The 16,361-nt window shown below is 72.6% G+C and carries 15 protein-coding genes; 9 read left to right on the plus strand and 6 right to left on the minus strand.

From position 1 onward, the window contains the following. Positions 1-83 precede the first annotated feature (83 nt). Both pseB and F4562_RS12765 read left to right on the plus strand, forming a co-directional pair. Entirely contained in the window at positions 84-1,067 is a 984-nt protein-coding gene (pseB, locus tag F4562_RS12760; protein ID WP_184538389.1) for a UDP-N-acetylglucosamine 4,6-dehydratase (inverting), read from the plus strand. Next, positions 1,067-2,191 (plus strand): DegT/DnrJ/EryC1/StrS family aminotransferase, encoded by a 1,125-nt coding sequence (locus tag F4562_RS12765; RefSeq protein ID WP_184538387.1) that lies wholly within the window; start codon positions 1,067-1,069, stop codon positions 2,189-2,191. Before pseB ends, F4562_RS12765 begins: the two co-directional genes overlap by 1 nt. A gap of 119 nt (positions 2,192-2,310) precedes the next feature. Here F4562_RS12765 and F4562_RS12770 read toward each other — a convergent pair whose 3' ends face one another. Further along, positions 2,311-2,835 (minus strand): NUDIX domain-containing protein, encoded by a 525-nt coding sequence (locus F4562_RS12770; protein ID WP_184538385.1) that lies wholly within the window; start codon positions 2,833-2,835, stop codon positions 2,311-2,313. A 41-nt stretch (positions 2,836-2,876) separates the two neighbouring features. Beyond that, positions 2,877-4,223 carry an NsdA family TPR-like regulatory protein gene (locus tag F4562_RS12775; protein ID WP_311733824.1) on the minus strand — a complete coding sequence of 449 codons (1,347 nt, stop codon included), beginning with the start codon at positions 4,221-4,223 and terminating at the stop codon, positions 2,877-2,879. A gap of 345 nt (positions 4,224-4,568) precedes the next feature. On the opposite strand from F4562_RS12775, the gene F4562_RS12780 reads away from it, so the two are divergent. Then, the gene (locus F4562_RS12780; RefSeq protein ID WP_184538382.1) at positions 4,569-4,952 is read left to right on the plus strand and encodes a hypothetical protein; all 384 of its coding nucleotides are present in this window, start codon (positions 4,569-4,571) and stop codon (positions 4,950-4,952) included. Further along, complete coding sequence (locus F4562_RS12785; protein ID WP_184538380.1) at positions 4,949-5,182, plus strand: hypothetical protein; 234 nt, start codon at positions 4,949-4,951, stop codon at positions 5,180-5,182. The genes F4562_RS12780 and F4562_RS12785 overlap by 4 nt, the downstream gene beginning before the upstream one ends. A gap of 95 nt (positions 5,183-5,277) precedes the next feature. Here the strand turns inward: F4562_RS12785 and F4562_RS12790 are convergent, their stop codons facing one another. Genes F4562_RS12790 through F4562_RS12805 form a run of 4 tightly spaced genes read right to left on the minus strand, consistent with a single transcriptional unit; the run spans position 5,278 to position 11,080 of the window. Continuing rightward, complete coding sequence (locus tag F4562_RS12790) at positions 5,278-6,405, minus strand: hypothetical protein (protein ID WP_184538378.1); 1,128 nt, start codon at positions 6,403-6,405, stop codon at positions 5,278-5,280. Then, entirely contained in the window at positions 6,405-8,090 is a 1,686-nt protein-coding gene (locus F4562_RS12795; protein WP_184538376.1) for a hypothetical protein, read from the minus strand. Before F4562_RS12795 ends, F4562_RS12790 begins: the two co-directional genes overlap by 1 nt. Before the next feature lie 21 nt (positions 8,091-8,111). Beyond that, the gene (locus F4562_RS12800; protein ID WP_184538374.1) at positions 8,112-10,106 is read right to left on the minus strand and encodes a hypothetical protein; all 1,995 of its coding nucleotides are present in this window, start codon (positions 10,104-10,106) and stop codon (positions 8,112-8,114) included. Further along, on the minus strand, positions 10,103-11,080 hold the full coding sequence (locus F4562_RS12805) for a hypothetical protein (RefSeq protein ID WP_221206124.1): 978 nt from the start codon (positions 11,078-11,080) through the stop codon (positions 10,103-10,105). The genes F4562_RS12800 and F4562_RS12805 overlap by 4 nt, the downstream gene beginning before the upstream one ends. Before the next feature lie 188 nt (positions 11,081-11,268). Between F4562_RS12805 and F4562_RS12810 the strand changes: the two genes are divergently transcribed. From F4562_RS12810 to F4562_RS12830, 5 genes are all read left to right on the plus strand, one after another. After that, entirely contained in the window at positions 11,269-11,514 is a 246-nt protein-coding gene (locus F4562_RS12810) for an acyl carrier protein (protein WP_184538372.1), read from the plus strand. Further along, complete coding sequence (locus tag F4562_RS12815) at positions 11,495-12,247, plus strand: SDR family NAD(P)-dependent oxidoreductase (RefSeq protein ID WP_184538370.1); 753 nt, start codon at positions 11,495-11,497, stop codon at positions 12,245-12,247. The genes F4562_RS12810 and F4562_RS12815 overlap by 20 nt, the downstream gene beginning before the upstream one ends. Before the next feature lie 139 nt (positions 12,248-12,386). Next, the gene (locus F4562_RS12820; protein ID WP_184538368.1) at positions 12,387-13,739 is read left to right on the plus strand and encodes an AMP-binding protein; all 1,353 of its coding nucleotides are present in this window, start codon (positions 12,387-12,389) and stop codon (positions 13,737-13,739) included. Between the two features lie 78 nt (positions 13,740-13,817). Continuing rightward, entirely contained in the window at positions 13,818-14,864 is a 1,047-nt protein-coding gene (locus F4562_RS12825; RefSeq protein WP_184538366.1) for a LuxE/PaaK family acyltransferase, read from the plus strand. Next, entirely contained in the window at positions 14,861-16,255 is a 1,395-nt protein-coding gene (locus F4562_RS12830) for an acyl-CoA reductase (RefSeq protein WP_311733823.1), read from the plus strand. The genes F4562_RS12825 and F4562_RS12830 overlap by 4 nt, the downstream gene beginning before the upstream one ends. The last annotated feature ends 106 nt before the right edge of the window (positions 16,256-16,361 follow it).

Raw genomic sequence — 16,361 nt, forward strand, 5'->3', positions numbered from 1 at the left:
ACCGTGCGTTCCCACATGGTCGCGCTATGCTACCGGCTCGGCGCGGTCGCCCACCGCGCGTCGGACCAACCACGGGGGGCTCCATGGGAATGCTGAACGGGTCGTCGATTCTGATCACCGGGGGCACCGGTTCCTTCGGCAAGGCGTTCATCCGCCACGCGCTCGACCACCTCGACCCCCGCCGCCTCGTCGTCATCTCCCGTGACGAGCTCAAGCAGTACGAGGCCAGGCAGATGTTCGGCGACGACGAGCGGCTGCGCTGGTTCATCGGCGACATCCGCGACCGGGAGCGGCTCACCCGGGCGATGCACGGTGTGGAGTACGTCGTGCACGCGGGTGCGCTCAAGCAGGTCGACACCGCCGAGTACAACCCGTTCGAGTACGTCCGCACCAACGTCGCCGGCTCGCAGAACGTCATCGAGGCCGCCATCGACTGTGGAGTGCGCAAGGTCGTGGCGCTCTCCACCGACAAGGCGTCCAGCCCCATCAACCTCTACGGCGCCACCAAGCTCGTGGCCGACAAGCTCTTCGTCTCGGCCAACCACTACGCCGCGGCCCATCCCACCCGTTTCGCCGTGGTCCGCTACGGCAACGTGGTCGGCAGCCGCGGCTCGGTGATCCCGTTCTTCCTGCGCCTGGCCCGCGAGGGCGGGTCCATCCCGATCACCGACAAGCGCATGACCCGCTTCTGGATCACCCTTCAGGAGGCGGTGCGGTTCGTGGTCGACTCCTTCGACATGATGCAGGGCGGCGAGCTGTACGTCCCGCGCATCCCCAGTATGCGGCTGACCGACCTGGCCGAGGCCGTGGCGCCGGAGAGCCCGACGTACGAGATCGGGGTCAGGCCCGGCGAGAAGCTGCACGAGGAGATGATCGCGCCTGACGACGGGCGGCGCACGCTGCGCCTGCCCGACCGTTACGTCGTCCAGCCCACCATCGCCACCTGGGGGTACGTCCCGCCGCAGGGCGGAACGACGCTTCCCGAGGGCTTCGCCTACCGTTCCGACACCAACGACCGGTGGCTCACCGTCGGCCAGCTCCGCGACATGATCACGCTGGGGGTCTGATGCTGCCCTACGGCCGGCAGTCGATCGACGACGACGACGTCCGGGCGGTGGCCGAAGCGCTGCGCGGCGACTGGCTCACCACCGGCCCGGCCGTCCCGGCCTTCGAGGAGGAGCTGGCCCGCTGGACCGGCGGCGTGCCCTGCGTCAGCGTCAGCTCCGGGACCGCCGCCCTGCACGTGGCCTACGCCGCGGCCAGGGTCGGGCCGGGCGACGACGTCGTCACCACGCCGATGACCTTCGTGGCCACCGCGGCCACCGCGGCGCTGCTCGGCGCGCGGGTCGTCTTCGCGGACGTCGAACCCGACACCGCCAACCTCGACGCCGGGGCGGCGCGGGCGGCGGTGACTCCGCGGACCCGCGTGATCACCGCGGTCGACTACGCCGGTCACCCCGCCGACTACGACGGGCTGCGCACGGTCGCCGGCGACGCCGGAGCCCTGCTGCTCGGCGACGCCGCCCACTCCATCGGCTCGCTTCACCGGGGCAGGCCGGTCGGCTCACTCGCCGACCTGACGACGTTCTCGTTCTTCCCGACGAAGACGGTGACGACGGCCGAGGGCGGGGCCGTCGCCGCGGCCGATCCCGCGCTGCTGACCCGCGCGGCGCGTTTCCGCAACCACGGGCTGGTGCGCGATCCCGCCGAGCAGCGCCACCCCGACGAGGGAGGCTGGCACCAGGAGGTGCACGCGTTCGGGCTCAACTACCGGCTCCCCGACGTGCTGTGCGCGCTGGGCCGCAGCCAGCTACGGCGGCTGGGAGGGTTCCGTGCCCGCAGGGCGGCACTCGTCGCGCGCTACACCACGATGCTCTCCGAGGTGCCGGGGCTGGCCCTGCCGCCGTGCAGGCCGTACGCCGACCCGTCCTGGCACCTGTACCCGGTCCGGGTGCTCGACGGGCGCCGCCGGGAGGTCTACGACCGGATGCGTCAGGCCGGCATCGGGGTGCAGGTCAACTACATCCCGGCCTACTGGCACCCGGTCTTCGCCGACCTCGGCTACCGGCGCGGCATGTGTCCCGAGGCGGAGGCGTACTACGCCGGGCAGCTGTCGCTGCCGCTCTACCCCGGCCTCTCCGACGCCGACCAGGACCGCGTGGTGGAGACCCTGGCGAAGATCCTGCGCTGAGCCCGGGCCCGCTCGCCGGCCCCTGGGACGGACACGACGGTGTCAGACGCCCTTCCCACAGTCCGGTCGAAGGAGGACGGGCGTGCGGCCGAACCACCGGCGGCACCCCAGCACGCGCCTCATGGCCCGGTGAGCACGTAGAGCAGGGCCGCCATGCTGGTGCCGCTCACCAGGTCGCGCTCGCCGACCAACCGGCGGATGTCCGTCAGCGGCACCCACTCGATGCGCTCGGCCTCCCATCCCTCGGTGGGCGGACCGATGTGGGTGGCTCCGTCGGCGCGGAAGACGTGGTGAACCGAGTCGGAGATGCCGTTGGTCGGTTGGACACGCAACAACGGGCGTAGCGGCCCGGGCCGCCACCCCGTCTCCTCCTCGACCTCTCGCGCCGCCGCGGCCGCCGGCTCCTCACCGTCGTCGATCTTCCCGATGGGGATCTCCCATCCCCACGAGTCAGTGATGAAGCGATGCCGCCAGATCAGCAGTACCCGGCGCTGTTCGTCGACCACCACGGCTCCCGCACCCGGTGCGGTGCGGATCAGCCGGTGGGCCAGGTGCCTGCCATCGGGCAGTTCCACATCCGCCACCCGGACGTCAAGCCACGGGTCGGTGTAGAGGGGCTCTTCGGAGTGGACCTGCCAGCGCATGCTGCGTACTCCCAGCGTGATTGCCTGATCTCGGCCCCACGCTACAAGGGCACACGCGTCTGCCGGTGCGCACGCGTCAGAAACTCCCGGACCACGCAGGCGTCGAAGGGCCGTAGCGCGTCGGCCACCATGCCGATTCGTTCGGTGATGCGCTCGGACTCCATGCCCTGCGCGCGCTCCAGCATGGACTCGGCGGTGGTGACCGCCTGGTCCAGCTCACCACGCTCGGCCAAGACAAGGGCAAGAGTGGCAAGCCGGTGCGTCTGGCCGCGTAGATGGCAGACGTCAACGGATCGAAGTGCCTCTTCGGCGTAGACCTGAGCGGCCACGAGATCGCCGAGCCGTCGCAGTGCTTCGGCATGCTGGCACTCCAGCAGGCCCAGCTGGACATATCCCGTCTCCGGCGGCTCGTCGTCCCGGCGGATACGGGCTGCCGTGGTCTCCGAACGGCGCATGTGGGCATGACAACCCGATCGATCCCCCACCCTCGCGTACGCCTTGGCCTGGAGCGTGTGCAGGTCGGTCACCAAGGCGGGGCTCAGATGCCCCCGAGATCCCCGCAACGCGGTCTCCGCGTACTGGATCACATGGCGATACTTCGCCTGGGACATGGCCTGGTTGGCCAGCAGGGCGATCACGTAACCGCCGAACGCCGGGTTGCCCGACGCCTTGGCCATTCGGAGCGCGCGGAACAGGTAGCGCTGAGAGAGCGCCTGGCGGTTGGAGTCGTAAGCGCAGATGCCTGCGAGTGCCACCAGACCGCCCACCGCCCGGAACAGTTCTCGCCCTGTGCGGTCATCGTGACCGCTCTTCAGCAACGGTGTCACGTTGGCGCTGAGGAATGCCACAACGCGCGGCCGTACCGGCACGCCGCCGACCCGGCGATACATCTGCTCGTAACGACTGCGCGCGTCTTTGAGCGCTTGAACGTCGTCCGTACTCACCGCGCCGGGTCCTCGACGGGAGACGTCCATCTCGTGAGGTGGGTTCTCCCATTCGAAGACGGGGGCTATGGCGGCCGGTCCTTCGAGCATCGAGGCACCGGCCAGAAAAGCTCTGTCGTTGAGATCTCCCCGCCACAACGCAACCGTCTGATCAACGGCCCGTGACAGATCCGGCACATCCTGGCCTGCCTCGTTGCGGGCCATGCCGATGTCGGAGAGCATCAGGGTCCGGCCGACCCGGCTTCCGACGATCTCACAGATGATCTCGGGTACGTCTCCGCGCGGGATGGCCTTGTCTCTGATCCATCGGGCGACGGCGGTGTGGTCATAGCGGGTCGGGCGCCGGGCGGTCGAAGTAATCCTGTTGATGCGTGCGGCAAGCCCGGCGTGTGAGATCTCTGCTTCGGCGAGCAGCGAGTCAAGCAGGATGTTCGGCTCACCCACCGACCGGCCTCCTGTCGGTCTCCGTATCCGCTCGGAGTGTAAGCGGCACATCACGCGCAGCGCAGCCGTTCGGTCGCAGATCCGGTCACGACTGGATCGCCTTCACACGGGGTGTGCATCGATTCCCACTCCTCGAACCGATCACGCGCTTATGCCATTCGAGACTTCGGCGATCCACTGGTCCTGTGAGCCGACCGACTCGCTGAGGGCCGCTGTTCCGGCTCCCCGATGAGGACAGCCCACGAGACACGCGCAGTCCTGTCATCGATCCCGCACGGTAGGCGACCCCACCACGGTGAAGCGAACACCGGGTGGGCCTTTGATCACGAAGTCGGAGGTTGACCCGTGGACAACCACAGAGCCGTCCCGCTCGCCGTCAACGAGGCAACGGTGGAGAATGACGACAAGGCGCTGGTCATCGTCCAACGACTCCTCAGAGAGCGGGGCGTCCGTTCCCAGCGCCACCACACGATCAGCCTCGGGCTCTTCCCCGGCTCCGAGGTTACGTGGCCGGACCGCCCCATGCGCTCGCGACTGGACCGGTACCCGCCAGAACTGACCGTGATCGATTCTGGGGGCCGGCAGGACGCCACGGTGACCATGGGACTGCACTCAGGCTGCTACCTGGTGTCGCTGCGTGAAGACCCCGATCCCCACACTGTGCCGAGGAAGCATCCGGAGAAGGTGGTGGAGCTGATCCTCGCTGCCCGGTCGGAGTGTGGCTCATGACGCTCGCGGAACTGACCGCGTGCCATGGCCGGACCTGGACCATCTCCGGCGCGGTGGGGGGCGGCTGGTATGCCGTGCGGCGTGCCGCCCTGTCGGTCTACGCGCGTGCGCACGGCCTGTCCGACATCCGCTGCGGGGCGACCCTGGACGAACTGGCTCACCGCCTGGAAGCTGAGACTCGGCTTGAACGTCAGGCGTGGCGGCGCATACCGGCACGGCCGATGTCTTGACCCACAGACGGGCGTGACGGTGTGAGATCTGGAGGGACCCGCCCCGTCACGCCCGCCGGAAGCCGTTGAACGGCTCCGGCCTCCTCGGAGAGCCGTCACCAGGGCAGCCTGGCCACCGAGACCAGTGACAGCCGCATGCGGCGTGGAAGCCTCGGGGCGGCGGGCAGCACGACCAGGGCGGGTGCGGTCAGCGGGGCGAGGAAGTCCAGGCGGGCGTCCCGCCGCCCCTGCGGGGTGAAACTCACCGGGATCGCCCTGCCGTCCTCCATGCTCAGCACGAGCGGCTCCGGGACGGCGACGGGACGGATCCGGGCGGCCAGCGCGTGCCCGGCCGCGGTGAGACGGTTCAACACCCCGCGTATCCGCGTGTGGACCGCCCGGCGGACCCGCCACACGCGCAGCCGCAGCCGCCCCAGGCGGGTCCGGCGCACGCGCGGCCGGGCCGGGCCGCCGCCCTTGGGCGGGCCGGCGACCCGGAGCCCCAGGCAGAGACCGATCCGGCCGGGCTCCGCGGACGGCGGCATCGGGTTGACCACGATCAGGCCGGAGTCCAGCCTGCGTGCCCCCGCCTTCCGGCCGTACGGCACCCCGCCGAGACTGACCAGGGAGACCTCCTCACCGGTCGTGGCGTCGAGCACCCCGGTGAAGCGTCCCGCGGCGGACCGCGACACCGGCTCGAACTCCACCCGGTCGATGCGGACGCCCGTCACGCTCGACGGGGCGACCCGGCCGTACACCGCGCCGGTCAGGCGTGGAGAGGTGCCGTACCACTCGGTGGCGTCGACCGCCTCCACGCAGAGCAGCCCGTCGCGGGGCAGCTCGTCGGCGGTGAGCTCGAACTCGACCGTCGCGCGAGGCCGCCTGCGGGCCGAGCGCGAGTCGAGCAGGACGCACTGGCGGAGCCTGCCCTGGGAACGGATCTGGATCAACCGCGGCAGCCGGGATGCCTCCTCGCGGCCTTCGACGTTCCTGCGCCAGTGCGTGATCGCCTTGTTGTCCAGCGACAGCAGGACCCTGACCCGCACCCCGGGCCCGGAGCCGAACACCTTGAACCCGGCCAGGCCGCTGGAGGCGAACCGGCCGACGAAGCGCGTCCCGCGGTAGACCTGGTCGGTCACCCGCAGGCCGCCGGTCCGGCCGCTCTCGACGACGGCCGGGGGGACCAGGGCGGGCAGCGGCCGGTCGTGCTCGGTGCCGAACCCCGCGCCGATGGTTGTGTGCATCACGAACTCCTGAGGGGGAAGGTCGCGGACGCCAGCGCGTCCGGGGAGAGCAGGTCGAAGCGGGTGAGGAAGGGCTCACGGCGTTCCCACATCCGGGTGACGGAGGAGAACAGCGGGTCGCCGTCGCTCTCGACGTGACTCATGTTGATGAACAGGGTGCGCAGCAGCTCGTTGCCCGCCCCGGTGTCCCAGGCCGGGACCAGCGGCGACGTCACGTCCGTCGCGCACCGGTAGAACCACAGCCAGAGCCGGGCGCGTTCGCGCTGCTCCTCACCGAGGACCGGTCGTCCCTTGGCGGCCTTCGCGATCGCCGTCTCCAGCAGCGACCAGTACGACGGCCGGTCCTCGGCGACGAACGACAGCCCGCAGGAGCTCCACTCCGACCAGCCCGCCTGGATCACCGGGATGCCGAAGGCGGGCAGCTCGTTGCTGACGCTGCCGCGGACCGTCACCCCGAGGTCCGTCAGGCTCCACAGCATGTTCTTGGAGATGGCGACGCTGGGCCGGAAGACCATGTGGGAGCGGCCCGCGTAGCGCTCGGCCACCTGCTCGAAGAAGCCGGTGGAGTCGTAGCGGAACTGGCTGGGGTGGTCGAGGAAGACCCAGTTCGCCGTGATGTCGGAGGCGGCGTACTCGGCCGTCTCCTCGAACCAGCGGGCCAGGTCGTCGAAGACCTCGACGTTGGTGCCCAGCGCGTCGGAGACGGCGTGGTTGAAGACCGTCACCACCGGGCGGTCCAGCTCGAAGCCCAGACGGCGCAGGGCGTGTGCGCGCAACTGGTCGCGTTCCACCTCGTTCTGGAGCTCGGCGGCGGCGAAGGCGCCCGCCCGCCACCAGCTCGGCCGCCCCAGGTTGCCCTTGGCCCGCCAGGTGACCAGTTCGGCGCTGGCGCGCAGGATCCTCCGGTTCGGCCAGACGGCCCGCTCGAAGTAGTCGCCGATCTGCCTGGTCAGCTCCGCGCGGTAGCTCACCTGCCCGGTCCGCTTCTCCGGGAAGAGGGTGTACGCCTTCAGCGAGCCGGTGCTCTGCACGTGGACGACGGGGACGTCGCGCCGCATGGCGGATTCCACGGCCAGGCCCCACTGGTCGTAGTCGACGTGGCTGGTGACGAACGCGACGGGCGTGACCGCGTCGAAGAGCTCGTCGTAGAAGGCCGAGAACGCCGCACCCCGGGCGTGCCGCGCCAGGTAGGCGGGGTCGGCCCCGGCCGCGGGCGACAGACGCGGGACCAGGTTCAGCCGGCACACCGTCGCGTCCACGAACCTCCGCAGCAGGGCGGGGTCCACCGGGGGCACCCTCCGGCGGGTGGGTGGGCCCTCGAAGTCCGCCGGAAGGTGCCCGGCGACCGCTCCGGCGTCGAGGTTCCCGGCCAGCTCGTGCACGTTGAGCACCTCCGAGGCGCCGAACGCCCCGGCCAGCGACCGGACGTGCTCGACGTCGAAGTCCTGCCAGAGCGTCTCGCTCCACTGCTCGTCGGTCCCGGTGACGACGACGAGACGGGACGGGACGACGCACCGGATCGCGTTGGCCACCACGAGGTTGCGCATGATGACGCGGATGTCCTGGTGCAGCGCCTCCACGACGACGCAGTCGCCGCCCTCGGGCCGCGGGAGACGGTTTCCCCAGTACGTTCCCACGGTGGTGAGCAGCCGTTCGAACTGCGACCTGTTCCCTACAAGATTCACGATTCCCCCGCCACGCTTACCTCAGGATCGACTTTGGGTTGACTGTCTTGCCTGGCCGTCCCGCCGGCCGCTCGCCGCGTCACCGTCACGACGGCCGGCCACCGTGCCCCCGCGTCGCCGGCCGCTCGCCGCGTCGCCGTCACGACGGCCCATCGCCGGCTCCCCGCCGCGACGGCGCAGGAACCGCAGCGCGCGGCGGAGGATCCCGGCGCCGGGCGGACGCCGCCCCGGTCCGGGACGCCGCGCGGACCGCGGTTCGGCGCCCGCGGGCCGCGACTCCCCCCGAGCGGATCGCGGTTCGGCACGCGCGGACCGTGGTTCGGCGCCCGCGGGCCGCGGTTTCCCCCGGGCGGATCGTGCTTCGACGCCCGGGGGCCGTGGTTCGGCACGCGCGGGCCGCCGCTTCTCGCGGGCGGCCTCCAGCTTCTCTCGGGCGGCCTCCAGTTTCTCGCGGGTGGCGTGCAGCGACCGCTCACGGGAGGTGAGCGCCGCCTCCAGCCGGTCGATCCGCGCCTGCGCCTCAGCGAGCCGGTCGGCCAGCCCGTTCCGCACGGCCAGCAGGTCCCGGTAGACCGGTGGCGCCTCGCCGGCGGGCGGCTCACCACCGCCGGTGGCCTCCCGGATGCGGGCGTCCAGGCTGAGCGCGAGCTCCGGCTCGCCCGGCTGGACGGTGTGCCCGCCCAGGGCCGCCAGCGCCTCCACCAGGCGGTCGGGGTCGGTGTGCCACGGCCAGGGATGGTGGTGCCCGGTGCCCAGCAGCCGAGCCGCGAAGCGCCGCAACGCCCGCAGCAGCACGGCCCGGGACGGCACCGGGCCGTCGAGCGCCCAGCCGCCGTCGACGAGGTCGAGCCGCTCACCGTCCCAGACGACGTTGTCCGCGGTGGCGAAGGCCAGCCGCCCCGGCAGCCGGCCGCCGATGGCGTGCGCGTCCAGCCAGGCGGCCAGCGCGGTGACGGCCGCCCCGACCGCGGCCGTGTCGTCGCGGACGCAGCCGTCCAGCATGACCTCCTCCAGCACCCGGCCGCGCGGCACCGGCCCGGCCGCTCCTCCGGGCACCCGGCGCAGCGGCCCCGGAGGCGGCGGAGGCGCCGGCTGCACGACCCGCCGGACCCAGCCGCCGTCGCCCTCGCGCACCAGCTCGTGCACCGCGGACGGCAACGGGGCACAGACGCCGTCGTCGACGATCCCTGCCGGCGGCTGCCATGCCGCCGGGTTCCCCCGGCGTGCCACCGTCACCCACAGCGGCGCCAGGTGCCCGGCGAGCCCGTGCCGGAACGCCCTCCTGGCCAGGTCGGTCGGATCGGCGAGCACCGCGCGGCCGTCGAACCCCCGCGCGCACGACGGCACGGCGACGGCGTCCGGGACCGGATCGGCCGATTCCAGCTCGTCGACCGCGAGCAGCACCCGGGGGGCCTCCGCGGTCGGGAACCCGGCATAGCAGCATTCGGGGGCCAGCCCCGCGGCGGTCAGCTCTGCGAGCAGCGCCCGGTGACCGGGCGGGTGGGTGGCGTCGAACCCGGGCGGGAACCAGTCGGCGTCGGTCCGGGCACGGTCGGCGGGCTCCGCCTCGACGAAACGGTGGATCCCCAGGTCGTTCGGGGTGGCCATGGCGAGGATCCCGCCCGGTGCGACGAGCCCGGCCACCTCGGCGAGGCTCTCCCGCCAGGTGCGCGGCTCCGACTCCGCCGAGTGCAGGCGGCCGAACCCGTCGAGCGCGAGCACCGCGTCGAACGGCTCCGTACCGGCCAGTCCGTCCAGCCGGCCGCAGTGGACGGCCAGGCCGGGGTGGCGGGCGGCCAGGAGCTCGGCGTCGGGCAGGGAACGCAGCAGCACGCAGACCTCACCGGGACGGGCGAGGAGCCAGGCGACGAGTTCGGCGGGGTGCGGCCCGAGCAGCAGGGTCCTGCCGTCCTCGGGGAGGACCCGGCACAGGAGCTCCCTGACGGCCCCGCATCCGGGCCGTTCGGGGCCGTCCGACCACAGGAGCATCTCGCCACCGACGAGTCTGACGTTCATCCGCACCGCGTTCCCTTCGCCGTCCCCCGCACCGCCCCCTTCGCCCGGCCCTCCACCGGACCCTCCACCGGGCTCCTCCCCGGCCCCTCCACCGGACCCTTCGCCCGGCCCTTCGCCGGGTTCCTCCCCGGCCTCTCCGCCGGCTCTTCCTCCGACCAGCCGAACAGGTGGCGCAGTTCGGCGGGGCCTCTGAGGTGATCGAATCCGAGTTCGAGGCGTGCGGCCTCGGCCGCCGCCGCCCGGTCCACCTCGACGCCGTGCAGCTCGGGCCACAGGCGCATCCGGCGCGCCGTGCCGCCGTACTCGGGCCGCTCGTTCTCCAGTTGCATGGGATCGCCGTACACGGCGACGTCGCAGCCCACCGAGGCGCCGTAGAACAGCGCGCTGCCCAGGCGGTTGGAGGCCACCCGGCGGTGCCTGCGCAGCTCGGCGAGCTGCCGGCGCAGGAAGTCGCGTCCGCGCAGGTCCCAGCGCGAGCCCCGGTCGCCGTGGCAGATGACGCGGAAACCGGCCCGTTCGTACCATCCGCGGACGACCGGATCCCGGTACTCCAGCCAGTAGAGGCAGACGGTGACCGGTCCAGGCTCCACGTTCCTGATCTCGTCGACCAGGGCGGCGTGGTCGCCGTGGACCGCGGCCTTCTCCCAGCCGTGGAAGGGGTACCAGATCGTGCCCGCGCGCTCCGGCTCCGGGACGCGACCCGGGCGGGGCTCCATGGCCAGCAGGTAGGCCCAGGGGGACCCGATCACGCAGTGGCCGCGCCGGCCCATCGACCAGCCCCGCCGCCGCAGCACGTCGGACCACACGAAACGGGGGTAACCCGGCACGCACCAGTGGTCGTCCGGTGGAAAACCATGCAGGTAGTTCCAGCCGTGCTGGACGAACCCCCGGATGCGCGGCACCTCGCGCTCGTCGATGCCGCAGTAGCGGGCGAAGACGCGCGAATGCCCGTACCAGTGGTTGGATCGGTCCATCGTGCCCTCCCTCCATGTCTGAGCGGCCAGCCGGAAGTTGACCCTGACAGCCCGCGGGGAGGCTCGCGGCGGCCTATACCATTTCATTACTCTGAGTGATTATTCGATCACGAGGCACAAGATTGCCCGGTCCGACGAAGGAGTTCCACTACACTGCGTCCCGAAGCAGACGCATACAGTGAGGGAACATGGAACACCTCGAACACCTCCGGGCCGTCTTCCGTAGCACCCTCCGGCTCGCCCCCGGCACCGACGTCGACGGGCTGGAGTACCGCGCGATCCCCCAGTGGGACTCGCTGGCGCACATGGCGCTCGTGGCCGCCCTGGAGGACGAGTTCGACATCATGCTCGAAACGGATGACGTGCTCGGTATGAACTCGTTCGGCAGGGCGGTCGAGATCCTGGAGAAGCAGGGTGTCACGGTCCGGTCCTGATCGCCGGATCGCGCTCGTCACCGGTTCATCCCGGGGCATCGGCCGGGCCGTCGCGCGGCGGCTGGCGGCGGACGGGCACCTGGTCGTCGTGCACGCCCGCACCCGGGAGACGGCGACCGAGGCCGCGGCGAAGCTCGCCGCGGAGACGGGTGCCGAGACCGACGCGGTCCACGGCGACGTGGCCGACCCGGAGGCGGTCTCCGCGATGGCGCGCGAGGTCTTCCAGCGCCACCGACGGCTCGACGCCCTGGTGGTCAACGCCGGGGTGCACGACGCGGGCATGCTCGGCGCCGTACGCGCCGACGTGGTCGACCTGCTGTTCCGGGTCAACGCCCAGGGTGCGACGCACACGCTCCAGTCGATGCTCCGGCTGCTGCGCCGGGGGACGGCCCCCTCGGTGGTGCTCGTCTCCTCCGTGATGGGGGTCAGCGGCGGCCGGGGCCAGACGGTCTACTCGGCGACCAAGGCGGCCGTGCTGGGCCTGGCCCGCGCCGCAGCCAAGGAACTCGGCCCGGCCGGCGTCCGGGTCAACGCCGTCGCCCCCGGCTACATCCGCACCGACATGCTCTCGACCCTCGACGACGAGACGCGGGCCGCGACGGTGGCGGCCACGCCGCTGGGCCGGCTCGGCGAGGCCGACGAGGTGGCGGCCGTGACGGCGTTCCTGCTCTCCCCCGGCGCCTCCTTCGTCACCGGCCAGGTCATCGGCGTGGACGGGGGGCTCGTGCCGTGACATCCCGGCACCCCGGCCCGACGGCATGACATCCCGGCCCCCGGCCCGGCGGCATGACATCCCGGCCCCCGGCCCGGCGGGCGGACAGCGTCCGGCCGAAGTCCGACCGAAGTCCGACTGAAGGAGGAGTGAGGTCCCGATGGACCTGGTGCACCCGCACGCCCGGCTGATCGACGCCCGTTCCGGGCGGGAACTGGCGGGCCGGGCACTCGCCGCCCGGGTCGAGGCCGCGGCCGAGGAGCTGTCGGCGCTGCCCGGGGGGCTGCTGCTGGCCCCGATGCCGACCGAGGTCCGCGCGGTCGTCCGCTACCTCGGGGCCCTGGAGTCGGGGCGGCCGATCGCCCTGCTCGACCCGGCGATCTCCCGCGAGGCGCTGCTGGAACTCGTCCGGCGGTTCGTCCCCGCGGTCGTCGCCGACCCGCCGGGCGACAGCGATCCGCCCGCCGGCTACCACCGGGCCGGAGACCCTCCCCGGTGGGTGTGCTCCGACGCGGCGCCTCACCACCCCGGCCTGGGCGTGCTCCTCACCACCTCCGGCTCGACCGGCAACCCCAAGCTGGTCCGGCTCGCCCGCGCGGCCGTGCTCGCCAACGCCCGCTCGGTGGCCGAGTCGCTGGGTCTCACTCCCGGTGACGTCGCCCCCACCAGCCTGCCGATGCACTACACCTACGGGCTGAGCACCCTCAACAGCCACCTCGGCTGCGGCGCCGGGGTCCTGGTCACCCCGGCGAGTGTGCTCGACCCGGCCTTCTGGGCCGCGGCGGACGCCCACCGGGCGACGCTGCTGTCCGCCGTGCCGTACCAGTTCGAGATGCTGCACCGCACGGGCTTCGACCCGGCCGCGTACCCCACGCTGCGAGCGATCACCCAGGCCGGCGCGCGCCTGCGCACCGAACTGGTCACCGACTTCGCCGGGCGGATGCGGGCCGCCGGCGGGCACCTGATCAAGATGTACGGGATGACCGAGGCACCGCGCATCTCGGTGCTGCCGCCCGAGCGTCTGGCCGAGAAGCCCTCCTCGGTCGGGCGGGCGATCCCGGGCGGCGCGCTGTCCGTCGCGGGCGACGGCGAGGTGGTCTACGAGGGGCCCAACGTGATGATGGGCTACGCCCTGTCGGCCGCCGATCTGACCAGGGGCGACGACCTGGGCGGGCGGATCCGCACCGGCGACCTCGGCCACCTCGACGAGGAGGGCTTCCTCTACCTGGACGGCAGGCTCAAACGCATCGCGAAGGTCTTCGGGGTCCGGGTCAACCTCGACGACGTCGAGCGGCTGCTGCGCGGTCGGGGCCCGGTCGCGGCCGTCACCGGCGACGACCGGGTGGTGGTGTGGGCCGAGGGGGTCGACACCGCGGCCTGCGGTGAGCTCGCCCGCGACCTGGCCGGCCGGCTCAACCTGCACTGGAGCGGGTTCGACGTGCGGGGGATCGACCGGCTTCCGCTGCTGGGCACCGGCAAGGTCGACTACCGCCTGCTGGAGGCCCGGGTATGAACGCGTCCACGACCGGTGTCCCGGAGGCACGGATATGAGCGTGTCCGCCTTCGGCACGCAGCAGCGGGAGGCTCGGCCATGAGCGTGTTCACCCTGGGTGCGCGGGAGCGGGAGGCGCGGCTGCTCCCCGAGCTGACCGCGCTGACCGAGCGGCACCGGCGCCGTTGCCCGCCCTATCGCCGGATCCTCGACGCCATCGGCTCGGCCCCGCCGTACGACTCGCTCGCCGACCTGCCCTGGCTGCCGGTGCGCCTGTTCAAGACGCACGAGCTGAAGAGCATCCCCGACGAGGAGGTTTTCCGTGTCCTGGCCTCCAGTGGCACGACCGGGCAGCGGCCCAGTCTCGTGCACCTCGACCGGGAGGCCGCGGCCACGCAGGCCCGGATGCTCGCCGCAACGCTGCGGACCGTCCTCGGCGGGCGGCGGCTGCCCATGCTGATCGTGGACAGCCGCTCGGTGGTGCGCGACCCGCGGCTCAGCGCGCGCGGCGCGGGTGTGCTGGGGATGATGAACTTCGGCCGGGACCACACCTTCGTCCTCGACGAGGACGGGGTCCCCGATCCCGGCGCGGTCTCCGCGTTCCTCGCCCGCCACGGGCACGGGCCGTACCTGGTCTTCGGCTTCACCTTCATGGTCTGGCTCTACCTGTACGAGGTCGCCCGCGAGCACCGGCTGGACCTGTCCCGGGGTGTCCTGGTGCACTCGGGCGGCTGGAAACGCCTGGCCGACCGGGCGGTCGGCCCCGCCGAGTTCCGCCGCCGCCTGGCCGAGGACACCGGTCTGCGGCGGGTCCACGACTTCTACGGGATGGTCGAGCAGATCGGCACCGTCTTCCTGGAGGGGCCGGACGGCGGGGGGCTGTACTGCCCCGACTTCGCCGACGTGGTGATCCGCGACCCGGAGACCTGGCTGGAGGCCCCCGTCGGCACACCCGGCGTGATCGAGGTGATCAGCACCCTGCCCTCGTCCTACCCGGGGCACGTGCTGCTGACCGAGGATCTCGGTGTGGTCCACGGCGTGGACGACGGTGTCTGGCCGGGCAAGCGTTTCTCCGTGCTCGGCCGTCTCCCCCGTGCCGAGGCGCGCGGTTGCAGCGACACCTTCACCCGGCGGGACGCCGCGTGATCCCCGAGGCGACCTCCGGCGCGGACTCCGAGGCGGCCCCCGGCACGGACTCCGGCACGACCGTCGGGGCACCCCCCGGCGCGGACTTCGAGGCGGCCTCCGGCACGACCGTCGGCATGGCCCCCGGCACGGCCTTCCAGGCGGCTCCCGGCACGGTCCCCGGCGGGGGTTGCGAGCTCGTGCCGCGCTTCCCCGCAGGAGCACCGCTCACCGCCGACGCCCTGCTGGAGGAGTTGGCGCGGGAGCCGCACGACGGGCCGCTGACCGTGGGGGACGAGCGGATCACCGCGTTCCTGGCGGCGGTCGGCCGCCGCCTGCTCTCCCCCGCCGTGACGCGGGCCCACCCCGAGTTGGGGCCGCTCGGTTTCTTCCTGCGACGCGCCGAGATCACCCGGGCCGTCGACCAGCTCCGCGGCGAGCACCTGCGGGTGCCGTGCGGGCTGGTCCTGCACATCCCCCCGGCCAACGTCGACACCGTCTTCGCCTACTCGTGGGCGTTGTCCGCCCTGGCCGGCAACCGCAACGTGGTGCGGCTGTCACGGCGGGCCGGGGGTGCGGCGTCGGCCGTGCTGGCCGCACTGGAGGCCGGGCTGGCCGGCGCTCACCCGGCCGTCGCGCAGACCCAGCGGATCGTCTCCTGCGAACGGTCCGACGTGGTGACCGCGCGACTGTCGGCGGCCTGCGACCTGCGGATCATCTGGGGCGGCGACCGGGCGGTGAACGACATCCGGCGCCACCCGCTGGCCCCGCACGCCCGTGACCTCGCCTTCCCCGACCGGTCCTCGCTCGCGGTGATCAGCACCGCGGCGTGGCTGGCGGCGCCGGAGCGGGTGCGGCAGGCGGCGGCGGAGGCGTTCGCCGACGACGTCTACTGGTTCGACCAGGCCGCCTGCTCCTCACCCCGGACGGTCTTCTGGGTCGGCGGGGCGGAGGAGACCACGCGGGCCCGCGACGACCTCGCCGCCCGCCTCGCGGCGACCGCCGCCCGCAGGTGGCCGGTCGACACCGCGATGGCGGTGCAGAGACGGGTCGGCGCGTACGGGGCGGCGGCGGACGGCACCGCCCGGGAGGTGTCCTTCCACGGCAACGCGCTGACCCTGCTCGACCTGACCGACCCGGCGGATCCGCCGCGCCACTGGCTCGGCACGGGCACGCTCGGCCACGCCCGGCTCGGTTCGCTGCCGGAACTGGCCGGGATCGTCCGCCGCCGGGACCAGACGCTGAGCGCCTTCGGCTTCGAGCGCGCGGAGCTGGAGGCGCTGGCCCGGATCCTCGCCGGGCGGGGTGTCGACCGCATCGTCCCGTTCGGGCAGGCACTCGCCTTCCATGCCGTCTGGGATGGGATCGACCTGCTCAGGGAGTGCACGCGGCTGGTGACGATCTCGGTCTGAGCGGGCGGGGAACGGGCCGGGACCGGCCGGAAGGCCCGTGCCCGTCCCTGAATTTTCGCTGACAGTAGTCTGAAGGGCCGCTGATAGATCCTCCGGTTACCAGGCT

Origin of the sequence: Streptosporangium becharense, assembly GCF_014204985.1 — a bacterium.
In the GTDB taxonomy this organism is placed as follows: Bacteria; Actinomycetota; Actinomycetes; order Streptosporangiales; family Streptosporangiaceae; genus Streptosporangium; species Streptosporangium becharense.